The sequence below is a fragment of the Kitasatospora sp. NPDC057223 genome (genome assembly GCF_042669755.1).
In the GTDB taxonomy this organism is placed as follows: Bacteria; Actinomycetota; Actinomycetes; order Streptomycetales; family Streptomycetaceae; genus Kitasatospora.
Window position 1 is genome coordinate 1 of record NZ_JBHUWW010000071.1, and the last position, 26,417, is coordinate 26,417.

At 72.8% G+C, this 26,417-nt stretch carries 26 protein-coding genes; 17 read left to right on the forward strand and 9 right to left on the reverse strand.

Translation table 11 applies throughout. The features are described 5' to 3' along the window. Positions 1–191 precede the first annotated feature (191 nt). The 5 genes from ACFUK0_RS23660 to ACFUK0_RS23680 are packed head-to-tail and all read left to right on the forward strand — an operon-like array spanning position 192 to position 6,802. The gene (locus tag ACFUK0_RS23660; protein WP_380253345.1) at positions 192–1,844 is read left to right on the forward strand and encodes an ABC transporter substrate-binding protein; all 1,653 of its coding nucleotides are present in this window, start codon (positions 192–194) and stop codon (positions 1,842–1,844) included. A gap of 10 nt (positions 1,845–1,854) precedes the next feature. Continuing rightward, entirely contained in the window at positions 1,855–2,901 is a 1,047-nt protein-coding gene (locus ACFUK0_RS23665) for an ABC transporter permease (protein WP_380253347.1), read from the forward strand. Continuing rightward, positions 2,901–3,737, forward strand: coding sequence for an ABC transporter permease (locus ACFUK0_RS23670; RefSeq protein WP_380253349.1), 837 nt, complete (start codon positions 2,901–2,903; stop codon positions 3,735–3,737). The genes ACFUK0_RS23665 and ACFUK0_RS23670 overlap by 1 nt, the downstream gene beginning before the upstream one ends. After that, entirely contained in the window at positions 3,734–5,563 is a 1,830-nt protein-coding gene (locus tag ACFUK0_RS23675; protein ID WP_380253351.1) for a dipeptide ABC transporter ATP-binding protein, read from the forward strand. The genes ACFUK0_RS23670 and ACFUK0_RS23675 overlap by 4 nt, the downstream gene beginning before the upstream one ends. Before the next feature lie 27 nt (positions 5,564–5,590). Further along, positions 5,591–6,802 carry a peptidase C39 family protein gene (locus ACFUK0_RS23680; protein WP_380253353.1) on the forward strand — a complete coding sequence of 404 codons (1,212 nt, stop codon included), beginning with the start codon at positions 5,591–5,593 and terminating at the stop codon, positions 6,800–6,802. Here ACFUK0_RS23680 and ACFUK0_RS23685 read toward each other — a convergent pair. Beyond that, the gene (locus ACFUK0_RS23685) at positions 6,742–7,287 is read right to left on the reverse strand and encodes a helix-turn-helix domain-containing protein (protein WP_380253355.1); all 546 of its coding nucleotides are present in this window, start codon (positions 7,285–7,287) and stop codon (positions 6,742–6,744) included. The genes ACFUK0_RS23680 and ACFUK0_RS23685 overlap by 61 nt on opposite strands. A gap of 101 nt (positions 7,288–7,388) precedes the next feature. On the opposite strand from ACFUK0_RS23685, the gene ACFUK0_RS23690 reads away from it, so the two are divergent. Beyond that, positions 7,389–7,964 carry a MarR family winged helix-turn-helix transcriptional regulator gene (locus tag ACFUK0_RS23690; protein WP_380253357.1) on the forward strand — a complete coding sequence of 192 codons (576 nt, stop codon included), beginning with the start codon at positions 7,389–7,391 and terminating at the stop codon, positions 7,962–7,964. A 23-nt stretch (positions 7,965–7,987) separates the two neighbouring features. After that, entirely contained in the window at positions 7,988–8,410 is a 423-nt protein-coding gene (locus ACFUK0_RS23695; protein ID WP_380253359.1) for a hypothetical protein, read from the forward strand. 38 nt (positions 8,411–8,448) lie between these two features. On the opposite strand, the gene ACFUK0_RS23700 is transcribed toward ACFUK0_RS23695, so the two are convergent. Continuing rightward, positions 8,449–8,958 (reverse strand): DUF1269 domain-containing protein, encoded by a 510-nt coding sequence (locus ACFUK0_RS23700; protein ID WP_380253361.1) that lies wholly within the window; start codon positions 8,956–8,958, stop codon positions 8,449–8,451. A gap of 476 nt (positions 8,959–9,434) precedes the next feature. Between ACFUK0_RS23700 and ACFUK0_RS23705 the strand changes: the two genes are divergently transcribed. Next, positions 9,435–11,066 carry an MFS transporter gene (locus ACFUK0_RS23705; RefSeq protein WP_380253362.1) on the forward strand — a complete coding sequence of 544 codons (1,632 nt, stop codon included), beginning with the start codon at positions 9,435–9,437 and terminating at the stop codon, positions 11,064–11,066. 362 nt (positions 11,067–11,428) lie between these two features. Here the strand turns inward: ACFUK0_RS23705 and ACFUK0_RS23710 are convergent, their stop codons facing one another. The 5 genes from ACFUK0_RS23710 to ACFUK0_RS23730 all read right to left on the reverse strand — a co-directional run bounded on the left by ACFUK0_RS23710 (position 11,429) and on the right by ACFUK0_RS23730 (position 16,105). Further along, positions 11,429–12,346: a LysR family transcriptional regulator gene (locus tag ACFUK0_RS23710; protein WP_380253364.1), complete on the reverse strand. Its 918-nt coding sequence runs from the start codon at positions 12,344–12,346 to the stop codon at positions 11,429–11,431. Positions 12,347–12,420: 74 nt separating this feature from the next. After that, complete coding sequence (locus ACFUK0_RS23715; protein ID WP_380253366.1) at positions 12,421–13,218, reverse strand: HpcH/HpaI aldolase/citrate lyase family protein; 798 nt, start codon at positions 13,216–13,218, stop codon at positions 12,421–12,423. After that, positions 13,203–13,988: a fumarylacetoacetate hydrolase family protein gene (locus ACFUK0_RS23720; protein ID WP_380253368.1), complete on the reverse strand. Its 786-nt coding sequence runs from the start codon at positions 13,986–13,988 to the stop codon at positions 13,203–13,205. Before ACFUK0_RS23720 ends, ACFUK0_RS23715 begins: the two co-directional genes overlap by 16 nt. Beyond that, positions 13,989–14,684, reverse strand: coding sequence for a GntR family transcriptional regulator (locus tag ACFUK0_RS23725; protein WP_380253370.1), 696 nt, complete (start codon positions 14,682–14,684; stop codon positions 13,989–13,991). Continuing rightward, positions 14,681–16,105, reverse strand: a complete 1,425-nt coding sequence (locus ACFUK0_RS23730) for a fumarylacetoacetate hydrolase family protein (protein WP_380253372.1) — start codon at positions 16,103–16,105, stop codon at positions 14,681–14,683. The genes ACFUK0_RS23725 and ACFUK0_RS23730 overlap by 4 nt, the downstream gene beginning before the upstream one ends. A 29-nt stretch (positions 16,106–16,134) precedes the next feature. Here ACFUK0_RS23730 and ACFUK0_RS23735 point away from each other — a divergent pair, with 29 nt between their 5' ends. Beyond that, positions 16,135–16,809: a GntR family transcriptional regulator gene (locus ACFUK0_RS23735; protein WP_380253374.1), complete on the forward strand. Its 675-nt coding sequence runs from the start codon at positions 16,135–16,137 to the stop codon at positions 16,807–16,809. On the opposite strand, the gene ACFUK0_RS23740 is transcribed toward ACFUK0_RS23735, so the two are convergent. Both ACFUK0_RS23740 and ACFUK0_RS23745 read right to left on the reverse strand, forming a co-directional pair. Then, a complete protein-coding gene (locus ACFUK0_RS23740) occupies positions 16,810–18,126 on the reverse strand; it encodes a DUF3500 domain-containing protein (RefSeq protein ID WP_380253376.1) in 1,317 nt (438 codons plus the stop codon). Between the two features lie 26 nt (positions 18,127–18,152). Continuing rightward, the gene (locus tag ACFUK0_RS23745; RefSeq protein ID WP_380253378.1) at positions 18,153–19,202 is read right to left on the reverse strand and encodes an amidohydrolase family protein; all 1,050 of its coding nucleotides are present in this window, start codon (positions 19,200–19,202) and stop codon (positions 18,153–18,155) included. A gap of 229 nt (positions 19,203–19,431) precedes the next feature. Between ACFUK0_RS23745 and ACFUK0_RS23750 the strand changes: the two genes are divergently transcribed. The 8 genes from ACFUK0_RS23750 (at position 19,432) to ACFUK0_RS23785 (ending at position 26,327) form a co-directional block, all read left to right on the forward strand. Continuing rightward, positions 19,432–20,157, forward strand: coding sequence for a dienelactone hydrolase family protein (locus ACFUK0_RS23750; RefSeq protein ID WP_380253380.1), 726 nt, complete (start codon positions 19,432–19,434; stop codon positions 20,155–20,157). Between the two features lie 52 nt (positions 20,158–20,209). Further along, positions 20,210–21,490 (forward strand): FAD-dependent monooxygenase, encoded by a 1,281-nt coding sequence (locus ACFUK0_RS23755; RefSeq protein WP_380253382.1) that lies wholly within the window; start codon positions 20,210–20,212, stop codon positions 21,488–21,490. A gap of 77 nt (positions 21,491–21,567) precedes the next feature. Beyond that, entirely contained in the window at positions 21,568–22,032 is a 465-nt protein-coding gene (locus ACFUK0_RS23760) for a YybH family protein (protein WP_380253384.1), read from the forward strand. 5 nt (positions 22,033–22,037) lie between these two features. After that, on the forward strand, positions 22,038–22,886 hold the full coding sequence (locus tag ACFUK0_RS23765; protein ID WP_380253386.1) for a fumarylacetoacetate hydrolase family protein: 849 nt from the start codon (positions 22,038–22,040) through the stop codon (positions 22,884–22,886). Between the two features lie 3 nt (positions 22,887–22,889). After that, entirely contained in the window at positions 22,890–23,285 is a 396-nt protein-coding gene (locus tag ACFUK0_RS23770; protein WP_380253388.1) for a RidA family protein, read from the forward strand. A gap of 63 nt (positions 23,286–23,348) precedes the next feature. Further along, positions 23,349–24,539 carry a DUF3500 domain-containing protein gene (locus tag ACFUK0_RS23775; protein ID WP_380253390.1) on the forward strand — a complete coding sequence of 397 codons (1,191 nt, stop codon included), beginning with the start codon at positions 23,349–23,351 and terminating at the stop codon, positions 24,537–24,539. Between the two features lie 22 nt (positions 24,540–24,561). After that, positions 24,562–25,401 (forward strand): siderophore-interacting protein, encoded by an 840-nt coding sequence (locus ACFUK0_RS23780; protein ID WP_380253392.1) that lies wholly within the window; start codon positions 24,562–24,564, stop codon positions 25,399–25,401. Positions 25,402–25,484: 83 nt separating this feature from the next. Further along, a complete protein-coding gene (locus tag ACFUK0_RS23785) occupies positions 25,485–26,327 on the forward strand; it encodes a hypothetical protein (protein ID WP_380253394.1) in 843 nt (280 codons plus the stop codon). The last annotated feature ends 90 nt before the right edge of the window (positions 26,328–26,417 follow it).

Consider the following 26,417-nt stretch of genomic DNA (forward strand, 5'->3'; position numbering starts at 1 on the left):
GCGGACCCCGGCCGACGCGACTCGGCCGGGGTCCGCTGTGACGTGCGGGCCAGGCTCCGGCGGCCGGTGCGAGGGAGGTCACAGCGGTCACCGTAGCCATTCGCGCCGTCCAGGTGTTTACTAATTCAATCCAACTGGCTCGTTTCAGTAGACGCGAGCCTCGGCACCTCCACGCGCACAGGTGGCAACAGATGTCCCAGGCCTCCCCGCCGGCCGAACTCCGTCGGCGCAGCATTCTGAAGGGCGCCCTCACGGGTGCCGTCGTGTTGTCCGTGGGGGCGCTGCTGGAGGCCTGTGGGGCGCAGCCCTCCGGCTCCACCCGCTCGGTGGACTCCGGCGGACAGGCTTCGGCGGGTCAGGACACCCACAAGGAGATCCCGCTGCTGCGGGTGTCGCTGCCCGGCTCCCTCTCCAGCCTGTACCCCGGCCAGGAGTCCGGGATCCTCAACTACTACGTGGCGAACATCGCCATGGAGGGCCTGGTCGGCGTGGACGGCGAGGGCCGGCTCGTGCCGGCGCTGGCGTCCGCCGTCACCAGGACCGACGACCGGACCTACGTCTACACCCTGCGCGAGGGGGCCCTCTTCCACGACGGCAGCCCGGTCACCGTCGAGGACGTGCTGTACTCCATCACGATGGCGGCGGACAGTACGGTCTCCCCCTCGACCGCGAGCTACTGGGCCGACCTGGCCTCCGCCGAGAAGACCGGCGCGAACGAGATCACCCTGGTCAGCAAGAGCGGCGGGGTGGCCTTCGCCTGGCTGCCCGCCTCGGCCGACGCGCTGTGGATCGCCCCCAAGTCGTTCTGGCAGAGCACCGGCGGCAAGGTCGGCACCACCTCCACCCTGTTCACCGGGACCGGCCCGTACCAGGTGACGGCGTTCAAGCCGGACTCCTACATCGAGTTCTCCCGCAACCCGCACTGGTGGGGTGCCGCCCCGAAGGCCGCCAAGCTCCGGATCGACTTCATCCCGGACGACAGCACCCGGCGCCTCGCCTGGCAGTCCGGCGAGGCGGACGTCTCCCTCAACGTGCCGCTGGCCGCCGCCAAGCAGTGGGAGGGGGTCTCCGGCACCCGGGTGGTCTACACCCCCGACCGCTCCTACGCGGGCCTGACCTTCAACACGTCCGTCGCGCCCTTCGACGACCCGCACGTGCGCAGGGCCGTTGCCCACGCGATCGACCGGGCCGCGATCGTCAAGGAGGTGCTGCACGGTCACGGCCAGGTCGCCACCGCCCTGTCCACCCCCGAGCAGTTCGGCGGCCTGTGGACGCCGGAGCAGGCCACCGCCAAGCTGGCGACGGTTCCCCAGCACGAGTACTCCCTGGACCGGGCCAGGGCGGAACTCGCCCAGTCCAAGGTGCCCGGCGGCTTCACGGCCGACCTGTCCTACCCGAGCACCGGCCCGCACCTGGGCACCGCCGCGCTCGCGTTCGCCGCCGACCTGAAGAAGATCGGCATCACGCTGAACGTCAAGGAGCTGGCCGTCGAGCAGTGGATCGCCGAGCTCAACACCTTCCCCGGGCTGGCGTTCTTCTGGTACTTCAACACCACCGGCGATCCGGGCGAGCTCGTCTCCTGGCTGTTCGGCGCCGAGAACCCGGCCAAGTACAGCGGTGCCCGGGCCGCCGAACTGGTCGGCCAGGCCGCGACGACGGGCGACCCGGCCGCACGGGCCGAGCTGCTGCTCCAGGCCCAGCAGGCGCAGGCGGCCGACGCGGCCTACGCGCCGCTCTGGTGGGGGCAGTCCGCGCTGGCGCTGCGCGACACCGTGGGCATCTCCGGCTACACCTCCTACACGTTGGTGTCGCCGTGGCCCACGCAGATCTACGCGGCCGTCTGAGCCCCGCCGGATGACCGCCCAGCCCGACCTTCCCGACGCCCCCGCCGGGCCCGACCCGGCCACGGGCAGCACCACCACGTTCCACGCCTCCGCAGGCGGCGTGCGCCCGCTGGCCGGCTTCGTCGCGCGGCGGGTCGGCATGGCCCTGCTGCTGCTGTTCGCCCTGTCGCTGCTGGTCTACGGCCTGATGTTCCTGGCTCCCGGTGACATCGCCCGCAATCTGCTGGGCACCAGGAACGTCACTCCGGAGGCGCTGGCGCAGGTCCGGGCCCAGTACCACCTGGACGAGTCCTTCCCGCAGCAGTACTGGCGCTGGCTCTCGGGCGCGCTCAGGGGCGACTTCGGCACGTCCATCCGGACCGGCGAGCCCGTCGCGTCCATGATCGGGGAGCGTCTCGGGCTGACCGCGGCGCTGTGCGGGCTGGCCTTCGGCCTCTCGGTGCTGGCCGGTGTGCCGGCCGGGGTCGCCGCCGCGCTGCGGCGCGGACGGCTGCTGGACCGCCTGCTGGTCGGCGGCTCGGTGGTCGGCGTCAGCGCACCCGGCTTCGCGGTCGGCCTGCTGCTGCTCTACGTCTTCGGCGTCGGCCTGGAGTGGTTCCCCGTCCACGGCACCGGCACCGGGCTGCTGGACGGCCTGTGGCATCTGGCCCTGCCCTCGGTCGCCCTGGCGCTGGGCCTGGGCGCGTTCGTGGTCAAGCTGACCCGGGCCGCCGTCGTCCGCGAACTGGAGGAGGACTACGTGGTCTTCGCCCGCAGCCGCGGACTCGGCCGCCGGAAGGTGCTCGGCATCGTGCTGCGCAACGCCGCCGTGCCCATCGTCACCAGCCTGGGCCTGCTGGTCGCCTACCTCTTCGGCGGCACCGTCCTGGTGGAGAGCACCTTCGCGCTTCCCGGGCTCGGGTCGCTGCTGGAGTCCTCGGTGCTGTTCAAGGACTTCGCGGTGGTGCAGGCACTGACCGCCGTGATCGCCCTGGTCATCTCGTCGGTCACGCTGGCGGTCGACCTCGCCTACCTCGCGATCGACCCCCGGATGCGCGCCCGGGTGGTGGGCAGCTGATGACGCGACGCCTCGCACGGCTGCGGCACGCACCGCTGACGGTACTGCTGAGCTCGGTGTTCCTGACCGCGGCGGTGCTCTGCGCGCTGGCCGCCCCGCTGATCGCCCCGCACGCCCTCGACCAGGACCTCTACCTGGGCACGGTCGGCTCCGGCGTCGAGGGCCACCTCTTCGGCACCGACACCCTGGGCCGCGACGTCCTCTCGCTGGCCGCTGCCGGGGCCCGCTCGGCGCTGCTCGGGCCCGTCGTGGTCGCCTGCGGTTCGATGCTGCTCGGCCTGCTGCTCGGCACCCTCGCCGGGTTCCGGGGCGGCCGGCTGGACACCCTGGTGGGCCGGTACGCCGACCTCCTGCTCGCCCTGCCCGCCGTCCTGCTCGCGATGGTGGTGGTCGGGATGCTCGGCGGCGGCTACTGGGTGACCGTGACCGTGCTGATCGTCCTGTTCTCCCCCTCGGACGTCCGGCTGATCCGTGCGACGGTGATGGAGCAGGCCGGCCGCCCCTACATCGAGTCGGCGCGTGTCCTGGGCATCCGGTCCGGCCGGATCATGGTCCGGCACGTCCTGCCCAACACCGTGCCGGTCGTGGTCGCCAACGTGCTGCTGAACATCGCGTTCGCGATGGTCGCCCTCTCCTCGCTCTCCTACCTCGGGCTGGGCGTCGCCCCCGGCGCCGCGGACTGGGGGCGCCAACTGGCGGACGGCCAGCAGATCATGGTCGACAACCCGCTCGCGGCCGTCCTGCCCGGCGTCCTGATCATCCTGGCCGCCACCAGCGTCAACCTGCTCGGCGACTGGCTCGCCGAGCACCTGGACCGGAAGGTGGCCACCCGATGAGCCGTGCCGATCGGGCCGTCCGGCCGGCGGTCCCGTTGCTGTCCGTACGCGACCTGCGGGTGGACGGGCCGTCCGGAGCCATCGTGGCCGGCGTCGGCCTGGACGTGCACCGGGGCGAGACCCTGGCCCTGGTGGGAGAGTCCGGCTCGGGCAAGTCGATGACCGTCAAGGCACTCAGCGGCCTGCTGCCCACCGGGGTCCGGGCCACCGGCACACTGGAGCTCGAAGGCACGCGGATCCCGCTGGACCCGGGCTCCCCGCACTGGCGGGCGGTACGAGGCACCCGGATCGCGCTGCTGCTCCAGGACCCGTTCACCTCCCTCTCCCCCGTGCACACCTGCGGGGCGCAGATCGGCTGGGCCCTTCCCGCGGGCACCTCCCGGAGCAAGCGCGCAGCGCTCGTGGCCGCCCTGCTGGCCGAGGTGGGACTGCCCCCGGAGACCGCCGGCCGGCACCCGCACCAGTTGTCCGGCGGCATGCGCCAGCGGGTCGCGATCGCCGCGGTACTGGCGGCCGGCCCGGACCTGCTCATCGCCGACGAGCCCACCACCGCACTGGACGTCACCACCCAGCACGAGGTGCTGGAACTGATCGCCCGGCTGCAGCAGGAGCGGCGGATGGCCGTCGTCCTGATCACCCACGACCTCGGCCTGGCCCGCAGCCGCGCCGACCGGATCGCGGTGATGTACGCGGGCCGACTGGTCGAGACCGGGACGGGCGCGGAGGTGCTGGACGCTCCCGCCCACCCCTACACCGCCCGCCTCGCCGCCTGCGAACCCCCGCTGGACCGGCGCCTGCCGCTGCTGCCCACCATCCCCGGCCAGGTCCCCTCCGCCCACACGGTCGGCGCGGGCTGCGCGTTCGCCGACCGCTGCGAGCTGGTCCTCCCCGACTGCCGGAGCCGGTACACCCCCGAACTGGCTCCGGCACCCGGCGGCTCCCCCGGTCACCTGGCCGCCTGCCTGCGGATCGGCGAGGCCCCGGCCCCCGCTGCTCCGCGTCCCGCCGACCCGCGCCCTGGTGACCCGCCCGCCCTTGATCCCGGCCCCGCCGCCACGGACGTCCGGGCGGACCGCGCCCTGCTGGTCTCCGGACTGGTCAAGCAGTTCGCCCGATCGGCCCGGCCCGCGGTGGACTCCGTGGACCTGCGCCTGGACCGGGGCGAGGCGGTGGCCGTGGTCGGGCAGTCCGGCTCCGGAAAGACCACGCTGGCCCGCTGCGTGGTCGGCCTGGAGCGGCCGAGCAGCGGCACCGTGGCGTTCCCGCTGTCCGAACCCGCGCCCGGCGCCGATCCCCGCGCCCGGCGGCGGCCGCGCCCGGACCCGGGGCGGGTGCAGATCGTGTTCCAGGACCCGTACTCGGCGCTGAACCCCGGCCTCAGCATCGGCGCCACCCTCCGCGAGGCACTCCGCGCCGCCGGACGCCCCGAGGAGGACCCCGCCGACCTGCTCGAACTCGTCGGCCTGCCCCGCGCCCACCTGGCCCGCCGGCCACGCCGGCTCTCCGGCGGCGAGCGGCAACGCGTCGCCATCGCCCGGGCGCTGGCCCCGCGCCCGCACGTACTCGTCTGCGACGAGGCGGTGTCCGCACTGGACGTGTCGGTGCAGGCCGGAGTGCTGAACCTGCTCGCCCGGCTCCGCCGCGAGCTGGACCTCAGCATCCTGTTCATCACCCACGACCTGGCGATCGCCCGTCAGGTCGCGGACCGCGTCTACGTCATGCACCGGGGCCGGGTGGTCGAGCACGGCCCGGCCGAGCTGGTCCTGACCGCACCCACCCACCCCTACACCCGGCAGTTGCTGGCCAGCGTGCCGGCCGCCGGCTGAACCCACGAACGACGGAGCCTGCTGACCGTGTCCGACCACCCCTTGATCGACGTGCTGCCCGTACCCGCCGACGTGACGGCGGTCGCCGACGGCGTCGCGGCCCTGCCCCCGGCACTGCTGCTGCGCTGGAACCGGCACGGCGGGGCACAGGTGGCGACCCTCTACACGGCCCGCCGGGGCGGTGAACTGGTGGGCGCCGCCTTCGAGGTGCACCGCCCGCTGACCGCCTACCGCAAGATCGTGGACGTCTGGACGGCATCGTCGGACCCCTCGGTGCGAGCCGCCCTGACGGAGCGCCTGGTCAGCGCCGTGGTGCAGCGCGCCTGGGCCGAGGGGGCCGTCTCGGTCAAACGTGAGTTCCGCGCCACCGGGCCGGACACAGCCTCCGACGCCGACTGGGAGCAGTCGCTCGCCGCCGGCTGGCGGGAGCAGGCGGACACACCCCGCTGGTCGGGTCCGGTGGCGGGCCCGTTCCAGGAGGCGCCGGCCCGCGGTCAGATCCTGCTGCGCGAGCAGTCGTCGTACCCGGCCGGAGCCGGCCACGGGGAGAGCCCGCGGCCGGCCATGGTCCCGTACATGCGCCAGACCACCGACTTCACCTGCGGCCCGGCCGCACTGCAGATGGGCCTGGCCGCGCTGGGCCTGCGGGGCCGACCGACGCGGGAGGCGGAACTGCGGCTCTGGCGGCGCGCCACGACGGTCGGCGGCTGCGAGCCGCTGGGCCTCGCCCTGGCCGCCGCGGAGGAGGGCGCGCGGGCCCGCGTCCTCCTCTCCACCGGACAGCCGGTGCTGCTGGAGCTCTGCACCAACGACGAGGAGCGCGACCTGCGGGCCTTCCTCCAGGACGGGTTCCGCCGTGAGGCGGCCGAGCGCGGTATGGACGTCCGCACCGAGGCGTTCTCGCTGGACACCCTGCGGGCCGCACTGGCCGAAGGTGCGGTCGCCCTCGTCCTGATCGAGCAGCTGGGCATGCACGACGAGAGCTGTCCGCACTGGATCACCGTGCACGGCACGGTCGGCACCGACGTCTTCCTGGCCCACGACCCGTGGACCGACGCCAACCTCGGGGAGAGCTGGCTGGACGGAGCCGACCTGCCCCTGCCGGCCGCCACGCTGGACCGGCTGGCCTGGTACGGAACCCCGAGCTACCGCGGCCTGGTCCTGCTGGAGGGCGGCGGTCAGTCGGACGGCATGGAGAGCAGCGTGATCAGCTCGACGGGCCCGTCCCCCGCCGCCTGATAGCTGTGCTCGCCCTCCCCGGAGAACCTCACCGCCTCGCCCGCGCGCAGGGACACCGACCGCTGTTCCAGCGTCAGCACCACGGCGCCGGACAGCACGTAGGCGAACTCCTCCGAGCCGCGCCCGTGCGGCGCGCTGTCGTGGGTGCCTCCGGGGGGCAACGCGGTCTCGTAGAGCCCTACGCGGCGTGCCTCGGCGCTGGAGAACAGCGTCCTCGACGCCTCCTCGAATGACCGCGCCGAGAGTACCTGGGGCTCGTAGAGCGGCGTGCGGATGAGATCCGCGACCTCCAGCCCCAGGGCCGCCGCGACGGAGCCGAGTACCTCGATCGTCGGGTTGGCGGCGCAGTGCTCCAGCTGCGACAGCAGCCCCTTGCTCACTCCCGCCCGCTCCGCCAGATCACGCAGGCTCATGCCCCGGACCAGCCGGGCATGCTTCAGGTTTCCCGCGATTGCCGCTCGCAACCGCTCCGTCGCTTCGCTCATCGCAGGCACCCTAGCAAGAACGCCGCACCGGCCCGCCGGGAGCCACCGCGGACCGCCGCGGGCGGCGGCACTCACGCGACGGAGTAGAGTGCTGCTTCATTATGAAGCACGTACACAGTTCCGGCCCGGCCCGTGACCCCGAGGGCCTCCGCTACGACGCGGGCGTCCGCGACTCCATGCGGGCGTTCGCGGGGAGCGACGACACGCTCGCGCTGGAGACGGCCGCGGCCGTCCGGTCGGCCTCGCAGGCGGTCGACCGGCTGCGGTCGCAGGGCGCGGGCGGACGCGGGCTCAGCGCGGGGGCGCTCGACGTCCTCGCCCGGCTGAGCACGGCCGCGGACGAGGGGCTGAGCATCGGCGAACTGGCCCGGGCGGCGGGGGTGAGTTCCCGCAACGTCACCGGCCTGGTCGACACGCTCGAACGGGACGGGCTGGCGCAGCGGGTCCAGGACCGGCGCGACCGGCGGTCGGTGCGAGCCACCATCACAGCGGCCGGCCGCGACTGGCTGGAGGCCTTCCGGCAGCCGACGCAGCGGGCCATGTCCGCGGTCTTCCAGGGCTTCACGGAGGACGAGCTCGCCCGGTTCCGCGACCTGTGCCTGCGCCTGGTCGAGAACCAGCAGCGCATCGAGCAGTACCTGAACGCGGCCCGGCCGGACGAGCCACCGGCTTCCTGAACCCCCCGACGACGGAGGAACACATGACCACCGACGCAGCAGGCGCAGCAGGCGCAGCCACCCGGCGTACCGTCAGGGCCTACCACGAGGCCCGGTTCCGGGGAGACCTCACCACGGCCGCCGCGCAGATCGGCGAGAGTTTCAGCTTCCGCAGCCCGTTCATCACCTCCGACAGCCCGACCGGCCACCTCGACGGCCTGGACGGGCTCCTGGGCATCGTCACCGGCGTGGAGCTGGTCAGCGAGCTGTACGGCGAGACCGAGGCCACCCTGGTCTACGACGTCCACACCGCCCCGGCCGTCGGCATCACCCAGCACACGGCCGAGCACTTCCGCCTCCGGGACGGCCGGATCGCCTCGATCTCGCTCGTCTTCGACTCCGCCCCCTGGCAGGCCATCATGTCCGCGGCCGGCCCGACCCGCGACGGAGCCGCCCCCACGGCCTGACCGGCCGCCCGGCCGCACGACGGCGGGCATCGCAGGCGTCAGGCGACCTCGGTGGCGGCCTCCCGGACCGCCTTGTCGATGTCGCCGGGGCGCACGTCGAGTTCCTTGGCGATGTGCTTGCGGGCCTTCAGGGCGGCCTTCTCCACGGCGTCCGACAGCGTCACCTCGCCGACGATCACCAGCGCCGCCTGCCCGTCGTCGATGAGGTCGCCGAACTCCTTGACGTCCGACCGGGACATCCCCTTCCACAGGTGGCCGCCCACCCCGCCGACGGCCGCGCCGACCGCGGCGCTGCCGATGAGCGCCGGCGGGAACAGCAGGCCGACGAGCGCACCGGCGGCGGCGCCGCCCCACGCGCCGTGCCGGGTGGAGGTCTCGTCCTTGTTGACGTGCACCTTACCCTGGTCGTCCTTGGTCACCACGGACGCGTCGTAGGTGCCGAGGGCGCCGACCGCGTGCAGGTCCTTGACGACGGCGTAGTCCTCCCGGGCCTCGTCCTCGTTCGGGTAGGTGCCGATGTAGATGAACACTCCGTCGGACTTCGCCACGACGTCTCTCCTCTTCCTGGAGTCGCCGGACCGGGCGCCGCCCGGCCCGGCTTCACGGACCTTCGCACGACAGGGGGGACGGGTCGGCCCGTGCGCCACGGTGGGGACCCGCTCCCCCCGTCGACCGTATGCGCGCACGAAAGAAGCCGCATACCCGACATACCGACCGGACCGCTCGGAAACCGTCGGACGCGGTGGTCGCGCTGCGACCGCTGTGGCCGCCCGGAACGTCCGGGCCGTCCGGGCTGTCCGGGCCGGCCGAGAGGGGAGAGAAGGGCGGTGGGGGGCCGCGAGGTGGCCAGCCCCCAGGACGGTTCAACTTATCTTGCGTTCCTGTGGTCATCCCAGCGGCCGCACACCGGTATACGGTCCCCGGAAACCTCCTGTTAACGGATCGCCCGCGCACCGCGCGGCGGTCCGGTCCTCCCCCGCCATCCCTCGCAGGCCACCTCCTGCATCCATCGTTAGAGGTATTCATGTCGGCAACGGCTTCTCCTGCCTCGTCGCAGTCCTCGTCCGGGTCGAGAACTGCTCGCCGGACCAACGTGACCATCCTGCTGGCCTGTCTCGGCGTGTTCGCCGCGTACCTGCCGGTCGTCGGTGTCTCGACCTCGCTGCCGGTGATCCAGCGGGCGTTCGACGCCTCCACCGTCGAACTCCAGTGGGTCACGGACGCATTCATCCTGCCGACCGCCGCACTGCTGCTGACCTGCGGCGTGCTCGGCGAACGGTACGGGCGCAGGAAGGTGTACCTGGCCGGGCTGAGCCTGTTCTGCGCCGGGTCGCTGGTGTGCCTGCTGGCGTCGAACGTGGTGCTCGTCTGCGTCGGCCAGGCCCTCGCGGGGGTCGGCGCGGCAGCGCTGCTGCCGTCGACCCTGGCGCTGATCAGCCACGTCTGTCCCGACCGCAACCGCCGGGCCCGCGCGATCGCCCTGTGGACGGCGTCGCTGGGCCTCGGCCTGACGCTCGGCCCGATCATCAACGGTCTGGTCGCCGAGCACCTGAGCTGGCGATGGATCTTCCTGCCCGCGCTGGCCATCGGTGCGGTGGTCGCCGTCGCCGGCGCTTTCCTGCTGGAGGAGACCCGGGCGTCGCGCACGCCGCACCTGGACGTGCCCGGGCAGCTCATCGCGATCGTCGCGATCACCGGTCTGATCTACGGCGTGATCGAGGGCGGCAGCGTCGGCTGGACCGCCCCGACGGCGGTCGTCGCGTTCGTCGTGGCCACGGTCGGCCTCCTCGCCTTCGTGGTGGTGGAGCTGCGCTCCTCGGGCCCGATGCTCGACCTGCGGATGTTCCGGTCCGGGGCCTTCTCGGGCGCCGCGTTCGTCATGGCGGTCACCCTGTTCGCTCAGGTCGGCCTGGTGTTCGCGGTGAGCGAGTACTTCGGCCTGGTGCACCACGCCTCGACGCTCGACATCGGTGTACGCCTGCTGGCCCTCAACGGCGTCACCGTGCTCCTCACCCCGTTCGTCGGACGGCTGATGAACCGGGTCGGTCCGGGCCTGGTCCTGGTCTCCGGCCTCGTCATCGGCGGGGTCGGCGCGCTCGGGGTCTGCCTCTTCCGGGCGACGACGGACACGGCGACCGCAGCCATGATCATCGCGGTGCTCGGCCTCGGCATAGCCCTGGCGATCGCGCCGATCACCACGATCGCGATCAACAGCCTGCCCCGCGAACTCGCCGGCACCGCGGGCGCGGCCAACAGCACGCTGCGGCAGATCGGCAGCGCGCTCGGCCCCGCCGTCTTCGGCGCCGTCGTCACCGGCCGCACCCTGGCCGCCCTGCCGGGGCACCTCGCCGCGTCCGGGCTGAGCCCCGCCGACCAGGGCCACGTGAGCGGCCTGGTCTCGCACGTCGGCATCCAGGCCGGGGCGTTCCTGCACCTGGACTCCCCCGCGTCGACCGGACAGGCGATGTCGGCCTACGGTGCGAGCTTCACCGACGCCCTGCACGTGTGTGCCCTGATCAGCGGCATCAGCATGCTGGTCGCCGCAGGTGTCGCCGCCGTGCTGATCGGCGTCCGCAACCGGACTCCCGAGGAAGCCGGGGCCGCGTCCGCCCCTGCCCGGGCCGCCGCTCCGGCCGTACTCGCCGACGGGCACTGACCCACTCCTGCGTGCTCCCGCCCCAGGGCGCGGACGCAGGATCGAGGCCGCCACACGTCCCCGGACGTGTGGCGGCCGCCGCCGTGTCCGCGGGCCTGCGGCCCTCGCCGGACCGGGGGCCGGGTACGCGGCCCAAGTGGCAGGCCGGTCAGCCGTGGCGGTGCCCCGGCATCCCGGCGCAGCAGGAGGACCGCGAGCACTCCGGACACTCCGGGTACTCCGGACAGCACGCCGGCGCCCTGCGCGACGGAGGGTCCCGTACGGCGCAGGGCGCTGGCGTGGCAGTCGTGGGGCGGTCGTGAGGGCAGTCGTGGGGCGGTCGTGAGGGCGGCCGTGGGGCGGTCGTGACGGCGGGGCAGGGGTCAGCCGGCGGCCTTGCAGCGCACGGTCGCGATCTCGGCGAACCAGGTCGCGAGGAACTCCAGGAACACACTGACCTTGCGGGGGACGGTGTCACCAGGGCCGTAGATGGCGTTCAGCGGCCGGCCCGGGACCCCGAACTGCGGGAGGACGGGGCGCAGGTCCCCGGACTGCAGGTCGTCGTTGACGACCATCTGCGGCAGCAGGGCGATGCCGCGGCCGTGGGTGACGGCCTTCTGCAGGGCGAGGTAGGAGTTGGAGGAGTACACGACGTTGGGGACCCGGAACGGCAGGGCGGCGCGGCCCCGGCCGAGCCGCCACTGGGGTTCGTCGGTGTGGACGAGGCAGCCGTGGCCGGCCAGTTCGTCGGGGTGGGCGGGCGCCCCGTGCCGGGCGAGGTAGTCCTCGGAGGCGCACAGCACGAAGGGCAGCGCGGCGACCCGCTTCATCCGGAGACTGGAGTCCCGCAGGTCGCGTGCGTGCAGCGCGACGTCGAAGCCGCTGTCGAGGAAGTCGTGGATCCGGTCGGACAGCCCGCCGAGTTCGAACCGCACGGAGATCCTCGGGTGGGCGATGGCGAACGCCGCCATGGCGTCACCGAGGTCCAGGCTGCCGAGCCACTGCGGGGCGATGACGCTGAGCACGCCCTCGGCCCGGTCGTGCAGGTGGGAGATGCTGGCCCACTCGGTCTCGATCTCCTTGAGGATGCGGGCCGCGAACTCGGCGTACCGCACGCCGGCCTCGGTGAGGCTGATCGATCGCGCGGTGCGGTTGACCAGGCGCACACCGAGTTGCCGCTCCAGCTCGGCCACGTGCCGGGACACGAGGGAGCCGGAGAAGCTGAGGGTCTTCGCGGCGCCGCTGAAGCTGCCGCAGCGCGCCACGGTCACGAAGCTCTGCATGAGGGACATGCGGTCCATGGATTCTCCTCCCGTCGGTCACGGCGGATCGGTGGCGCCCGGTGCGGTTCAGAGCCGGAAGCGCCCGGTGCGGTTCAGGGCCGGAAGCGCCGGCCGAGGGCCTCGGACGCCCGGGCGAGGACGGTGACGTCGGCGGCCACCAGGACGAACGACGCGCCCGCCTCGACGTAGGCGTCGGCGACGGCCGGGTCGAAGGCGTTGACCCCGACGGGGACGCCGGCGGCGGTGACGGCGGTGATCGCGGCGCGCACGGCAGCCGTCACCTCGGGATGGGTCTGCTGTCCGAGCAGGCCCATCGACGCGGCCAGGTCGGAGGGGCCGACGAGGATCCCGTCGACGCCGTCGACCGCAGCGATGGCGACGGCGTTCGCCACCGCCTCCGCGGTCTCGATCTGCACCAGGACGGACACGTGGGCGGCAGCGGTGGTCAGGTAGTCGTCGACGCGGTTCCAGAAGGCGGACCGGGACAGTGCCGAGCCCACGCCCCGCCGCCCGAGCGGCGGGTAGTGCGCGGCGGCCACCACCTCGCGGGCCTGGTCCGCCGTGGACACCATCGGCACCAGGACGGTGCGCGCCCCGAGGTCGAGGACCTGCTTGATCACCACGGGGTCGTCGCCGGGAACCCGGACCACGGCGTCGACGGGGTACGCGGCCACGGCCTGCAGTTGGGCGAGGACGGACTCCAGTCCGTTGGGGGCGTGCTCCATGTCGATGAGCAGCCAGTCGGGCCCGCCGCCGGCGCAGATCTCGGCGACCAGCGGGCTTCCGCTGCACACCCACATCCCGGCGAGGGGCCGGCCGGCCGAGGCCAGGCGGTCGCGGAGGGTCGAGATCACCGGTGTGGTCACCGGTGCGGTCACTGGAATCGGCACGAGACAGTTCCCATCGGTCCGTAGTCGCAATGGACGGTGTCGCCGCGCGAGACCCACATCGGCCTGGTGAAGGAGCCGGCGAGGATCAGTTCGCCGGCTTCGAGCCGGCCGCCGTGCTGGTGCAGCTTGTTGGCGAGCCAGGCGACGCCGCGCGCCGGGTGGCCGAGGACGGCGGCGGCGACTCCGCTCTCCTCGACGCTCTCGTTGCGGTGGAGCAGGGCGGAGATCCACCGCAGGTCGACCGCCTCGGGGCGCACCGGGTTGCCGCCGAGCACCATGGCGCCGTAGGCCGCGTTGTCGGCGATCGTGTCGACGATCGTGCGGCCCTCCAACTCCAGGTGGGAGTTGAGGACTTCCAGTGCGGGCAGCACGTAGCGGGTCGCGTCCAGCACGTCGAGGAGGGTGCAGTGCGGGCCCTCCAGCGGACGGTCGAGCAGGAACGCGAGCTCGACCTCGATCCGCACGTTGGAGAAGGCGTCGAAGTCGAGAACCGCGCCGGTCTCGAACACGGTGTCGTCGAGGATGACGCCGTAGTCGGGTTCGGTGATGCCGGTGGCCGCCTGCATGGCCTTCGAGGTCAGCCCGATCTTGCGGCCGACCAGGCGGCGGCCCGCGGCCGCCTGCTGGTCGTACCAGGCGCTCTGGACGTCGTAGGAGTCCTCGACCGTGGCCTCGGGGTACCGGGCGGTGATCCGGGGCAGCACGGAGCGCTGCCGGTGGGCCTCGGTCAGTTCGGCGGCCAGGGCGGTGACGGTCTGGGGTGGCAGCATTCACGCTCCTTCGGGGAGGGCCAGGTCGCAGCGGTCCAGGCCGGGGTGGCGGGTCGTCAGGTCAGCGGTGAGGGAGCCGTCGCGGTGGTGGCGGGCGGCTCGCTCGATGTGCTCGGCGGGGGCGCCGTGCTCGATCAGGTCGATCAGCGCCTCGTGTTCGAGGACGGCTTCGGCGGCGCGGCCCGGGGCGATACCGGAGGCGGAGCCGCGCAGGTGGCCGAGCCGGACCCACTCGCCCTGGATGATCTCCAGCAGCCGCGGGTTGGGGCATCTGGCGTACAGCGTGCTGTGCAGGGCCTGGTTGACCTCCCGGAAGACCAGCGGGTCCAGGTCGGGCAGGCCGTGCCGGACCACGTCGTTGAGCCGGCGTGCCCGGACGATGTCCTCGGGCGTCACGAAGGGCGCGGCCAGGGCGGTCGCCGCGCTCTCCAGCATGCTGACGGCCTGCATGGTGAAGCGGTACTGGGCGCCGTCGACGTGGGCGACGCGCGCGCCGACGTTGCGTTCGAAGGTGACCAGGCCTTCGGCGGTGAGCGCGCGCACGGCCTCGCGGACGGGGACGACGCTCATCGACAGCTCGCTCGCCAGCGAGCTGAGCACCAGCCGGTAGCCGGGGCCGAAGACGCCGGAGGCGATGCGTTCGCGGATCCACCGGTGGGCCAGCTGGGACTTGCCCTCCGCCGCGGGCGTGCTCACTGCCCGGTCCCCCGCCGCGTGTAGCGGGCCCGCCAGTGGGCGTCCATCGGGAACAGGCCGTCGATGCCGTGGCCCGCCCTGACCTGCTCGGCGATCCAGCCGTCCTCGTCCTCCTGGGCGAGGGCGGCGTCGGCGACCTCCTCGGCGAGCGCGGGCGGGATCACCACGATGCCGTCGGAGTCGGCGACGATCACGTCACCGGGCTGGACGGTGGCACCGCCGCAGGCGACGGTCAGGTCGTGGTCCCAGGGGATGTGCCTGCGGCCCAGCACGGCGGGGTGCCGCCCCAGGGCGAACACCGGGATGCCGACGCCGGCGACCGTGTCGGCGTCGCGCACCCCGCCGTCGGTGACGATGCCGGCGGCGCCGCGCACGTGCGCGCGGATGGCGAGGATGTCCCCGAGGGTCGCCGCTCCCGGCTCGCCGCGGGCCTCGATCACCAGCACCTCGCCCGCGGAGACGGCGTCGAAGGCCCGTTTCTGGGCGTTCTGGCCGCCGCCGTGCGCGGCGAACAGGTCCTCCCGGTTGGGGACGAAGCGCAGCGTGCGGGCGGTGCCGACGATCCGGCTGCCGGGGGTGAGCGGCCGCGGGCCGTCGATGTGGACGTTGTCGAGTCCGTGCTTGCGCAGTTGCGCCGACAGGCCGGCCACCGGGGTACGGGCCAGCTTCTCGCGCAGGGCGGCACTCAGTACGGCGGGGCGGGCGGGCGGAGCGGGCAGCGCGCCGAGGGCGGGGTCGAACGGAATCTCGCCGGCGACGACGGTGGTCCGCAGCCGCCCGGAGGTCGGCGCGTCCGGGCGGGCCGGGGCGTCCACCTCGACCTCGACGACGTCGCCCGGGTCCAGCACCCGGGAGCCGGCGGGCGTGCCGGTGAGGATGACGTCGCCGGGCTCCAGGGTGAGGTGCTGGGAGAGGTCGGCGACGATCTGCGGCAGCGGGAACAACAGGCCGGCGGTGGTGTCCACCTGGACGAGCCGGCCGTTGACCCAGGTCCGCACCCGCAGCCCGTCGGGGTCGACGGCGGCCGCGTCGATCAGCCCGGGGCCGAGCGGGGTGAAGCCGTCGCCGCCCTTGGACCGGAGCAGCGAGCCGTGGTCCTGGGCCCTCAGGTCGCCGACGCCGAGGTCGTTGGCGGCGGTCACCCAGCCGACGTGGCTCCACGCCTCCTCCCGGCCGACCCGCCTGGCGGCCCGGCCGATGACCAGGGCGACCTCGCCCTCGCAGGTCAGCTGCCCGGTGCCGGCCGGGCGCTCGACCTCCCCTCCGGAGGCCGCCAGCGAGCTGGACGGCTTCAGGAAGTACGAGGGGTTCGCGGGCAGGCTGCCGGACTCGGCGGCGCGCGAGGCGTAGCCCGCGTGGACGGCGATGATCTTCCCCGGCCGCCGCGTCCCGGGGCTGTCGGCCCTCCCGGGTTCAGTCACGGTGTGTTCCTTTCAGTAGAGTCTGCGACATGACGACCAAAGCCGAGCAGGCCTTCCAGATCCTCAAGGAGAGGATCATGGACGGCACGTACGGGCCCGGCCACCGCCTGGTCATCGACCAGCTCGTGCGCGAGTACGGCATCAGCTCCGTGCCGTGGCGCGAGTCCCTGCGCCGGCTGGAGGCCGAGGGCTGGGTGGAGATCGTCCCGAACGTCGGCGCACTGGTGCGGATGTTCGACACGGACGCCTGGCAGCAGGGGCTGAGCCTGCTGGCCCGGATCGGCGGGTACGCGACCGCGCTGTCGGCCCCGCACCTGACGGAGGAGGACCTGGCGACCGCGCGCCTGCTGAACCGCCGGATGGGCGAGGCGCTGGCCGCGTTCGACCCGGCCCGGTTCGGGCGGCTGAACCGGGAGTTCCACGAGCTGCTGGCCTCGCGCGCGGGCGACGAACGCCTGGTGACGATGGTCTGCAACGAGTGGGCGCGCCTTGAGGTGATCCGCAAGTCCGCGTTCTGGTACGCACCCGGCCGGGCCGAGGCGTCCCTGGCCGAGCACGCGGCCATCCTCGACCTCATCGAGTCCGCCGCCGACGCCGAGGCCATCGAGGCGGCCGCCCGGCAGCACGAGCTGCGGACCGTTGAGGCGGTGACCCGGTACGAGGCCGGGCTTCCGAGCGACTCGAACCGGCGCTTCCACGGCTGATCACCGCTGCTGCTGTTGCTGCCGCTGCTGCCACCGGGTGACCAGTGCGCGGCCGTAGTCGTTGCCGTTCGGGTGCCGCAGCGTGGTGTGCACGTGGAAGCGGGCCGGCAGCCGGTTGTTCAGCCAGACGCCCGCGTGGTGGTCGAGCTCGGCGATGATCACCGGGCTCTGGATGCGCAGGTAGAAGGGCTGGGAGCCGTCGGTGGCGCCGTACCAGGCGAACCAGGTGCTGTCGGTGTGGGCGTCGGCCAGGGCGATCGCCGCCTCGCGCTGGGGTTCCTTGAGCAGCACCAGGAAGTCGGCGACCAGCGTGCGCAGCAACGCCCGTTGATCATCCGTCAGTTCACCGGCCCGGATGCCCTCGTAGGGGATCACCCGGTTGTCCCGGAAGGCCCCGGCGACGTGCCGCTCGTCCGCCGGGTGGACCCGGCCCTCGGGCATCGCCGGATCGAGGACGGACTCGTACACGACTGCGCTCGCCCGCTGCCGGGCGTCGAGCGACCCGACGAGTGCGAGCGCCGTCTCCTCCCGGTCGGCGAACAGCGGCGGACGGTCCCCGGTCAGGGCGGGTTCGCCGCCGAGGAAGACCGGGGCGATGACGTGCCGCCCGCCGACGGAGACGAAGTTGACCGCCACGTGGTGCCCGAACAGCTGCCAGCCCCAGGGCGCCAGCGGGTCGGGGGTGCCGAACAGCGAGAACCAGTAGCTGCGGTCGTTCATGACCTTCGGCAGGTCCACGAGTCCGCCGAGGACTCCGTTCAGCGCCATCGCTCCGGCGACCTTGGCGTAGCCCTCGGGGCTGAGCGAGGCCTCGACCACCGCGAGGACCGCCCGGGCCTTCTCCTCCGGCAGTTCCTCCAGGCGCAGGCCGACCCGGTGGATGACGAACTCCGGGTTGCTCCACGCCCGCCACTCGGGTGCCGTGACGGGGTGGAGCACCCGCTGCCGCTCCTCATCGCCGAGGAGGGCCAGCAGCCGGCCGGCCGCCCGGTGCGGCGCCGGGTCGGCGTCCGGGTGCTCCGGGAGCCCGTACAGCCCGGGGCGGACGGCGCCGTCGGAGGTGATGCCGGTGAACGGTTCGTCGTACAGGGCCTGCCAGGAGCGCAGCAGGTCCTGGAGGAACGGCGCCCGGTACCGGTCCTGGGTGAACTCCTCGTAGCCCAGGCCACGGACGCCGGCGAGCATCGGGTCGTCGTGGTCGATGAGGTACGCCGTCCAGCTGTCGGCCGGCAGCTCGACCGCCTCCGACCGCGCGGCGACCCGGGCGGTGGAGAAGTAGCCGTCGATGTCCTGTTCACTCGCGGCGTCGTGGCTCATGGATACCTCCGTGGGTGGGCGGCGGGTCAGATCGGCAGGCGGAAGAGGCGCTTGGCGTTGCCGGACAGCACCTGCTCGCGGGCCTCGTCGCTGATCTCGACGGTGTTCCTGATGAAGTCCACGCCCTGGCTCATCCAGCCGTAGAAGACCGGGAACGAGGAGCCGAACATGTAGTGGTCGGCGCCGTTGACCTTGAGCGCGCACTCGACCTGGTCCTTGCCCCAGGAGTGCGGGTGCGTCAGGTCGAAGAAGATGTTGTTCTCCAGGTAGCTCTGGATCTTCTCGCCACCGGTCGGGTCGAGCCGGTCGATGGCCTCCTTCTTGTTGGACTTGTGCGGCGTCATCAGCGCGGTGTTGGCGAACCAGTTGCCGCCGAGCATGGTGTGCACGAAGCGCAGGCCCGGCATCCGGTCGAACATGCCGCTGAACAGCTCGCGGCCGACGGCGGTGCCCTGGTCGGTGATGCGGCCGAACTCGCGGCGCAGGTTGGTGTAGTCGACGATCGAGCGCCACTCCACCGGCAGCGGGGTGTGGTGCACGATGACCGGGATGTCGAGCTTCTCGATGACCTTCAGGTAGGGCTCGAACACCGGGTCGTCCAGGTAGATCTGCCCGTAGTGGCAGGCGAGTTGGACGCCGACGACGCCGAGCTCCTTGACGCACCGCTCCAGCTCGTAGATGTTCTCCTTGCCACCCCACGGGGGCACGCAGGCGGTGGCGAACAGCCGGCCGCCGGAGCCGTCGACGATCTTGCGGGCGTTGTCGTTGACCTCCCGGCAGGTCTCCAGGCCGAGCCACTCCTGCCAGACCGGGACGCGCATGATGCCGTAGTCGACGCCGGCCTCGTCCATGGCCTTGAGCTTGGCCTCGGCGCTGTAGTCGCCGTCGACGTAGTTGAGGTTCTGGTAGCCGGCCGGCTTCTCCAGGATCAACTGCTGCCGGCCGTCCTCCAGTTCGGCGACCCGGGCGATCTCACCGAAGCCGCGCGGGGCGCTGTCGAGGAAGCCGTTGAGGATCTTCGGGTTGGAGAACAAGTCCTCCGGCAGGTGATGGATGTTGATGTCTACAACAGTCACGGGAGGGATCCCTCTCATCGCGGGTCGGACACCCGACCGAATCGTGTGCGATATCGGATACGGACACTAGCCGAGCCCGACATCCGAAGCAACAGATTTCGTGATTGAAATCGTACATGATCTCGTTTATGTTCTCCTCCAGGATGGTGGTCCCGGGTGCTCGGGGCGCCACCCGCCACCACGCCCGCCGTCCGCGTGGGCAAGCCGCCGAGAGAGGACGTCTGTGCTGATGAGCGACGTGACTGCCCGCGACACCGAGTACTGGGACGGGGAGACCCGCCTGCTCGGCCACGTGTGCGCACCGGCCGACGGCCGGACGGGCGCGGCCGTACTGCTGCTCCCCGACGCCTACGGGGTGACCAAGCACGTGATCGGCATCGCCCAGCGCCTCGCCGGACAGGGCCATCCCGTCTTCGTGGCGGACCTGTGGGGCGACGGGCTGCTGCCCGCCGACCAGAGCGAGTTCGGCCCGCTCATCGCCGCCATGGCGAAGGACCGCCCGCGCTGGATGCGCCGGGTGCGGGCCGCTCACGAGGCCCTGCTGGCACAGCCCGGGAACGGGAACGCCCCGGTGGCCCTGCTCGGCTACTGCTTCGGCGGCTCCTCCGCCCTCGAGTACGTCCGGACCGGCGGCGAGGTGGCCGGCGTCGTCGGCGTGCACCCCGGTCTGGACACCGTCGAGGCCGACTGGTCCGCGGCCGGCCCGGCCCCGGTGCTGGTCTGCACCGGCGACGGCGACCCGATGGGCACCGCCGAGATGCGATCCGCCCTCACCACCGCGATGACCGGCGCCGGCACCGACTGGCAGCTGCACGTCTACGGCGGCACCGTCCACGCCTTCACCTCACCGCACGCGAAGAACTCCCCCCGCCCCGACATCGTCGCGTACAGCGCCCGGAGCACCGCCCGCGCCTGGGACGCGACCCTGCGGTTCCTCCGCGAGACCGACGCCTGACCTACGCCCGACCGACGCCCGAACGCCTCCACCACCGACCCCGAGGACCCCCATGACCAGCAACTCGCTCGACATCGCGATCATCGGCGCCGGGCCGGCGGGTCTGGCCGCCGCCCTGCGCCTGCACCAGCGCGGCTTCCGGCCGCGGATCTACGAGACCGTCCCCGAGCTCAAGCCGCTCGGTGTCGGCATCGACGTCAAGGTCTACGGCACCAAGGAGCTGGAGGAGCTGGGCCTGCTCGACGAGTTCAGGGCGATCTCCGTCGACGCCCAGGACTCGATCTTCTACAACAAGTACGGCCAGGAGATCTACGCCGAGCGGTGCGGCGTGCACATGGGCTACCTGCACGAGCAGCGGTTCGTCCACCGCGGCCGCCTGCAGATGCTGCTCCACCGCACCGTGCTGGAGCGCCTCGGCGCGGACGCCGTGGTGCTGGGCATGCGCTGTACCGGTTACACCAACCACGACGACAGGGTCACCCTCGACCTGGAGGACCTGGACGGCAACACCTCCCGGGTGACCGCCGACCTCGCCGTCGCCGCGGACGGCATCAAGTCCGGGATCCGCCGCCAGATGCACCCGGACCACGCGGAGCCCGTCTACTCCGGCATCACCATGTGGCGCGGCACCACCCTGATGGAGCCCTTCGGCAGCGGCGGCACCATCCTGCACATCGGCGCGCCGCAGTCCTCCAGCATGATCGTCTACCCGATCGCCGACGACTGGGAGGGCACCGGCAAGGTCCTGGTCAACTGGGTGGTCGAGGCGACCCGCAGCGAGTCCGTGGAGGACTGGAACCAGCTCGGCGGCGTCGAGGAGATCCTGCCGTACTACGAGCAGTGCGACGTCGTGCACCTGGACGTCCGGGAGTTGCTCCGCAACGCCCGGGAGGTCTACCTCTTCCCGCTCATCCGCCACGAGCCGCTCGACACCTGGACCGACGGCCGGGTCCTGCTGATCGGCGACGCCGCGCACGCCATGTACCCGCGCGGCGGCAACGGCGCCTGCCAGGCCGTCGTCGACGGCGGGGCCCTGGCCGAGAAGCTCGCGACGATCCCCGACGTGCCCGCCGCCCTGAAGGCCTTCGAGGACCAGCGCCTGCGGGCCGTCAACGGCATCGTCATGGCCCACCGCGGCGAGGGCTACGAGGTGATCCGCCGGATGGTCGAGGACCGCACCGGCGGCGAGCGCTTCACCGACATCGAGGAGGTGCTGCCGCTCGCCGAGGCCGACGCCATCTTCAGCAAGTACCACGCCCTGGTCGGCCAGCCCCGCCCCGGCCACGAGGCCGGCGACACCACCGGCTTCCGCACCGAACACGCCAACCGCTGACACCACAGTCCGGCGGCCGGCCCGCCGCCGTCATCGACGGGCCGGCCGCCCACGTCCCACCGGATCGGAGAACACCCATGAGCACCGTCGTGTACGCCGACGACACGACCCGGGCGGAGATCCTCGCCGTGGAGGAGCGGCGCTGCGCCGCCCTCCTCGCCGCCGACCTCACCGTCCTCGACGAGCTGTTCGACGCCACCATCGTCCACACCCACGCACCGGGCGTGACCCACGACAAGGCCCAGCTGCTGGAGCACGTGGCGACCCGCAGGGCCTACCTCGGGATCACCCGGGGCCCTCTGACCGTCCGCCTGGCCGGTGACCTGGCGATCGTCACCGGGCGGATCCGCAACCGGCTCGACAGCCCCGACGGCACCGAGCGGATCGTCCAGGGCCAGGTGATCCAGGTGCTGCACCGCCGCGAGGACGGGGCCTGGCGCTACGTCAGCTTCCAGATGACCCCGGACGGCGAGCACGTGTGGCCCGCCACCGACGCCGAGCACGCCTCCCTCGCGGAGACCACGATCGAGCAGAAGGGCTGACCGGCATGAAGCTCGCCCGGTTCCACCTCGCCGGCGGCCCCGTCCGCCTCGGCCGCGTCGACGGCGAACGGGTCACCGACCTCTCCGCCGAATTCGGTACCTCGCTGCGCGCCCTGCTGCCCGGGCTGCCCGCCCTCCGGCAGCGCGTCGAAGGGGCGCAGGGTCCGGAGCACCACCTGTCCGAGGTGGTGCTCGACGCTCCCGTCGACGACCCCCAGAAGTTCCTGGGCATCGGCATGAACTACCGCGAGCACGCCGAGGAGGCGCGCCGGGCGGGCATCCCGATCCCCACCAGCCAACTGTGGTTCAACAAGCAGGTGTCCTGCATCGTCGGGCCGACCGCCGACGTCGTGAAGCCGGACATCTCCGACCAGCTCGACTACGAGGTCGAACTCGGCGTCGTCATCGGCACGCGCTGCAAGAACGTCACCGCCGAGGACGCCCCGTCGGTGATCGCCGGCTACCTGGTGGTCAACGACGTCTCGGTCCGCGACTGGCTGCAGAAGCGCTCGCCGACCTTCACCCTCGGCAAGTCCTTCGACACCCACGGCCCGATCGGCCCCTGGCTCACCACCGCCGACGAGGTGCCCGACCCGCTCGCGCTGCGGATGACCCTGAGCGTGAACGGGGAGGTGCGGCAGGACTGGCCGACCAACGACATGATCTACGACATCCACCAGCAGATCGCCTACCTGTCGCAGGTGTTCACGCTGATGCCCGGCGACATCCTCGCCACCGGAACGCCCTCCGGCATCGGCGCACCGACCGGGAACTTCCTGCGCGTCGGCGACACGGTGCGCGCCGGGATCGAGGGCCTCGGTGCCCTGGAGAACCGTATCGTCGCGGAGGGCTGAGCGGTGTCCGAGCGGATCAGCATCGACCTGCCGGGGCTCCGGCACGCGAACCCGATCCCGGCCGCCGCCCGGATCGGGCCCTTCCTCGCCTCGGGCGCCCTCACCGGCCGCGACCCGCTGACCCACGCCATGCCGGCGACGCTGGATCAGCAGTGCGCCAACGTGTTCGCCCACGTGCGCGCGCTGCTGGCCGCCGCGGGCGGCAGCCCGGACCACATCCTCAGGATGACCTTCCGGCTCGCCGACCCGCGCGACCGGAAGGCGCTCAACCGCGAGTGGCTGGCCATGTTCCCCGACCCCGCGCACCGACCCGCCCGCCAGGCCGTCGCCGCGCAACTCGACGGCGCCGCCCGGATCCACTGCGACCTGCTCGCCGTCCTGCCCGACCCGTCCGCCTGACCCCCTGACCACCCGTCCCCTGACCGCCTGACCGCCTGACCGCGGCCCGATCCTGGAGGACCCGTGCCCCAGCCCCCTTCCATGAACTTCGAGGCGCCCCGCGCCATCAAGCGGATGCTGTTCTCGGCGTGGGCCCTGCTGGACTCCCTCACCCCGGACCTCCGCGCCGCCATGCACATCCCCGCGATGAGCGATCCCCGCCGCCTCGACTGGGACTTCATCCCCAAGCCCGACCGCACGGGCGTCCCGCTCGGCAAGCTCGACGCCCACCAGCGGACCCTCGCCCACACCCTGCTCAAGTCCGGCCTCAGCATGCGGGGCTACAGCCAGGTGCTGGCGGTCATGGCGAGCGAGCACATCCTGCGCGAACTCGACGTCATCGAGCGCGGGTTCGGCGTGTTCGCGGGCGACTTCCGCAACCCCGACGCCTACTGGATCACCGTCTTCGGACGCCCCGGCTTCGAGGACACCTGGGGCTGGCGCGTCATCGGCCACCACCTCTCCATGAACTTCACCGTCGTGGCGCAGCGGTACCTGACCATCACCCCGATGGCGATGGGCGCGATGCCGGTCCCCGCCGGCGTGCTCGACCCGCTCGGCGAACACGGTCGCAGGGCCTTCGAGATCCTGCACGGCCTCTCACCCGACCAGCGCGGCGAGGCGATCGTCCACAGCAGGGCCCCCGCCGACTACGTCACCCGGCAGGTGCCCCGGGTCGGCGCCGAGGAGTGGTCCGACCCCGTCGACCTGGGCATCGTCGGCTACACCATCACCGACGAGGACCGCCGCAGGCTCCGCTTCGTCAAGGACGCGCCCTCCGGCATCAGCGGCGCCGACCTCACCGGCAGCGAACTGGCCGCCGTCCGCGAACTGCTGCTGCACTACGTGGAGACCGGCCCGGAGGAGATCACCGCCCGGTACCGGCAGGACGTGCTCCGCGAGGACCCGTCCACCCTGCGCTTCGCCTGGGCCGGCGGCACCACGCCCGACACCGCCCACTACTACCGCGTCTCCACCGCCAACCTGCTGGTCGAGGCGGACAACGCGGTCGCCGCGGGCCAGCACGTCCACACCGTCTGGCGCGACCTGGACAACGACCTCGGCCACGACCTCCTGCTCGACCACTACGCCCGCCACGGCCCGGACGGCGAACACCTGAACCGCAGGCTGACCTCCAACCGGCCCACCCCCGACAGCCCGCTGCGGACGGATGCCTGGTACCCGCCGCAGGTGTACGTGCCCCACCGCCCCTGATGATCCAATGAGGAGCCACCCCATGGCAGAACGCCCGAACCGCCGGCCCCGGAGGCCGCACACCGCACACGTCGTCCGCACCGAGCGGCTCACACCCCACATGCAGCGGGTGGTACTCGGCGGGGACGGTCTCGCCGCGTTCTCCGCAGGCGCCTTCACCGACCACTACGTGAAGGTCCTGTTCGGCGTAGACGGCGTGACCTACCCCGAGCCCTTCGACCTGGAGCGGATCCGCGCGGAGTTCCCCCGCGAGCAGTGGCCCGTGACGCGGACGTACACGGTACGCGCCTGGGATCCCGAACTGTGCGAGCTCACCCTCGACTTCGTCCTCCACGGCGAGCAGGGCGTCGCCGGACCGTGGGCGGTGCGGGCCCGGCCGGGCGAGACCGTCCGCTTCATGGGCCCCGGCGGCGGCTACGCGCCCGACACCACCGCCGACTGGCACCTGCTGGCCGGCGACGAGAGCGCCCTGCCCGCCATCGCCGCCGCGCTGGAGGCCCTGCCCGCCGACGCCGTCGTCCACGCCTTCGTCGAGGTCCCGGGCCCTGCGGAGGAGCAGGGATTCGACGCGGCCGCGAAGGTCGTCTGGCTGCACCGCGGCGACCGCCCCGTCGGCGGACCGCTCACCGAGGCCGTCCGCGCACTGGAGTTCCCCGCCGGCCGGGTCCACGCCTTCGTCCACGGCGAGGCCGGCTTCGTGAAGGACCTGCGCGCCCTCCTGCGCGTGGACCGGGGGATCCCCGGCGAGGACCTCTCCGTCTCCGGCTACTGGCGGCTCGGCCACGACGAGGACGGCTGGCAGGCCTCCAAGCGCGCCTGGAACGCCCAGGTCGAGGCGGAACAGGAGGCCCCCGCCGCCTGAGGCCGGTGTGCACGGGGCGACTCCCCCGTTCGGAGGAGGCCGTCGAAGGGTCCGGCCGGCCGACAGGCCGTAGGCTCGGTCGGGTGGGACAACCCGAGCAGCGCTCCGAAGGTGCGGGACCATTCACCACCCGGCTGACCTGGCGCCCTCCGGCGGGCGGCACGGCGCTCTGGGAGTCGCGGCCCGCCCGCCGCCGCGGGGTCATGGCGGTCCGCGCACCCGGGGAGTCGAGTGACCACGCCGCCCGCGCGGACGCCGTCGCGCTGCGCCGGCTGGGCCGTCTCAACGCTCTCGCGTCGGTCGCCTTCATCATCGGCGGCGCCCTGTTCGCCGTCGGCGCCGCCGTGGCCCAGGCCGGCTCCGGCGACGCCACGACGTGCGCCTCGATCTACTTCGCGGGCGGCCTGTTCTTCAACACCGGCGGCTACGCGTCGCTTCTCCAGGCCGTCAACGCCCCGCGGCACGTGGCCGGCGGCGACGCCGTGCTCGTCACCCGCCGGTGGCGGTGGTGGAGCTACGAACCGATGCAGGTGGGCTGGCTGAGCGCGTTCGTCCTGTTCGTCGGCACCCTCGTCTTCGCCGTCGACCTGCTGGACTCCTTCCTGCAGGGCCTGAGCGTCCAGCAGGTCAACCGGCTGATCTGGGCGCCCGACATGGTGGGCTGCGTGCTGTTCCTGGTCTCCGGGCACCTTGCGTTCGTCGAGCTCGGACACCGCTGGCTGTGGGTGCGCCCGCACGGCCTGGGCTGGTGGATCGTGGCGGTCAACCAACTCGGCTCCGCCCTCTTCATGGCCTCGGCGGTCGCCGCCTTCACCCGCCCCTCCACCGGGACCGCGGTCGACGCCGGCCTGGCCAACTGGGGCACCCTCGCCGGCGCCGTCTGCTTCTCGGCCGGCGGCGTCCTCCAGCTCTTCGAACGTCCGTAGGCCCGCGCGGACCGTACGGTCCGCGCGGCCGACCAGGAGCGGTGGGCCCCCCAAACGCGCGGGTGGGGCGCGTGCACCAAGCGGGGGTAT

Bases quoted from the DNA above. Each gene is read 5' to 3' on its own strand.
- ACFUK0_RS23660 (WP_380253345.1), top strand. From the start codon at position 192: ATGTCCCAGGCCTCCCCGCCGGCCGAACTCCGTCGGCGCAGCATTCTG.
- ACFUK0_RS23665 (WP_380253347.1), top strand. From the start codon at position 1,855: ATGACCGCCCAGCCCGACCTTCCCGACGCCCCCGCCGGGCCCGACCCG.
- ACFUK0_RS23670 (WP_380253349.1), top strand. From the start codon at position 2,901: ATGACGCGACGCCTCGCACGGCTGCGGCACGCACCGCTGACGGTACTG.
- ACFUK0_RS23675 (WP_380253351.1), top strand. From the start codon at position 3,734: ATGAGCCGTGCCGATCGGGCCGTCCGGCCGGCGGTCCCGTTGCTGTCC.
- ACFUK0_RS23685 (WP_380253355.1), bottom strand. From the start codon at position 7,287: ATGAGCGAAGCGACGGAGCGGTTGCGAGCGGCAATCGCGGGAAACCTG.
- ACFUK0_RS23690 (WP_380253357.1), top strand. From the start codon at position 7,389: ATGAAGCACGTACACAGTTCCGGCCCGGCCCGTGACCCCGAGGGCCTC.
- ACFUK0_RS23695 (WP_380253359.1), top strand. From the start codon at position 7,988: ATGACCACCGACGCAGCAGGCGCAGCAGGCGCAGCCACCCGGCGTACC.
- ACFUK0_RS23705 (WP_380253362.1), top strand. From the start codon at position 9,435: ATGTCGGCAACGGCTTCTCCTGCCTCGTCGCAGTCCTCGTCCGGGTCG.
- ACFUK0_RS23710 (WP_380253364.1), bottom strand. From the start codon at position 12,346: ATGGACCGCATGTCCCTCATGCAGAGCTTCGTGACCGTGGCGCGCTGC.
- ACFUK0_RS23720 (WP_380253368.1), bottom strand. From the start codon at position 13,988: ATGCTGCCACCCCAGACCGTCACCGCCCTGGCCGCCGAACTGACCGAG.
- ACFUK0_RS23735 (WP_380253374.1), top strand. From the start codon at position 16,135: ATGACGACCAAAGCCGAGCAGGCCTTCCAGATCCTCAAGGAGAGGATC.
- ACFUK0_RS23740 (WP_380253376.1), bottom strand. From the start codon at position 18,126: ATGAGCCACGACGCCGCGAGTGAACAGGACATCGACGGCTACTTCTCC.
- ACFUK0_RS23750 (WP_380253380.1), top strand. From the start codon at position 19,432: ATGAGCGACGTGACTGCCCGCGACACCGAGTACTGGGACGGGGAGACC.
- ACFUK0_RS23755 (WP_380253382.1), top strand. From the start codon at position 20,210: ATGACCAGCAACTCGCTCGACATCGCGATCATCGGCGCCGGGCCGGCG.
- ACFUK0_RS23760 (WP_380253384.1), top strand. From the start codon at position 21,568: ATGAGCACCGTCGTGTACGCCGACGACACGACCCGGGCGGAGATCCTC.
- ACFUK0_RS23765 (WP_380253386.1), top strand. From the start codon at position 22,038: ATGAAGCTCGCCCGGTTCCACCTCGCCGGCGGCCCCGTCCGCCTCGGC.
- ACFUK0_RS23780 (WP_380253392.1), top strand. From the start codon at position 24,562: ATGGCAGAACGCCCGAACCGCCGGCCCCGGAGGCCGCACACCGCACAC.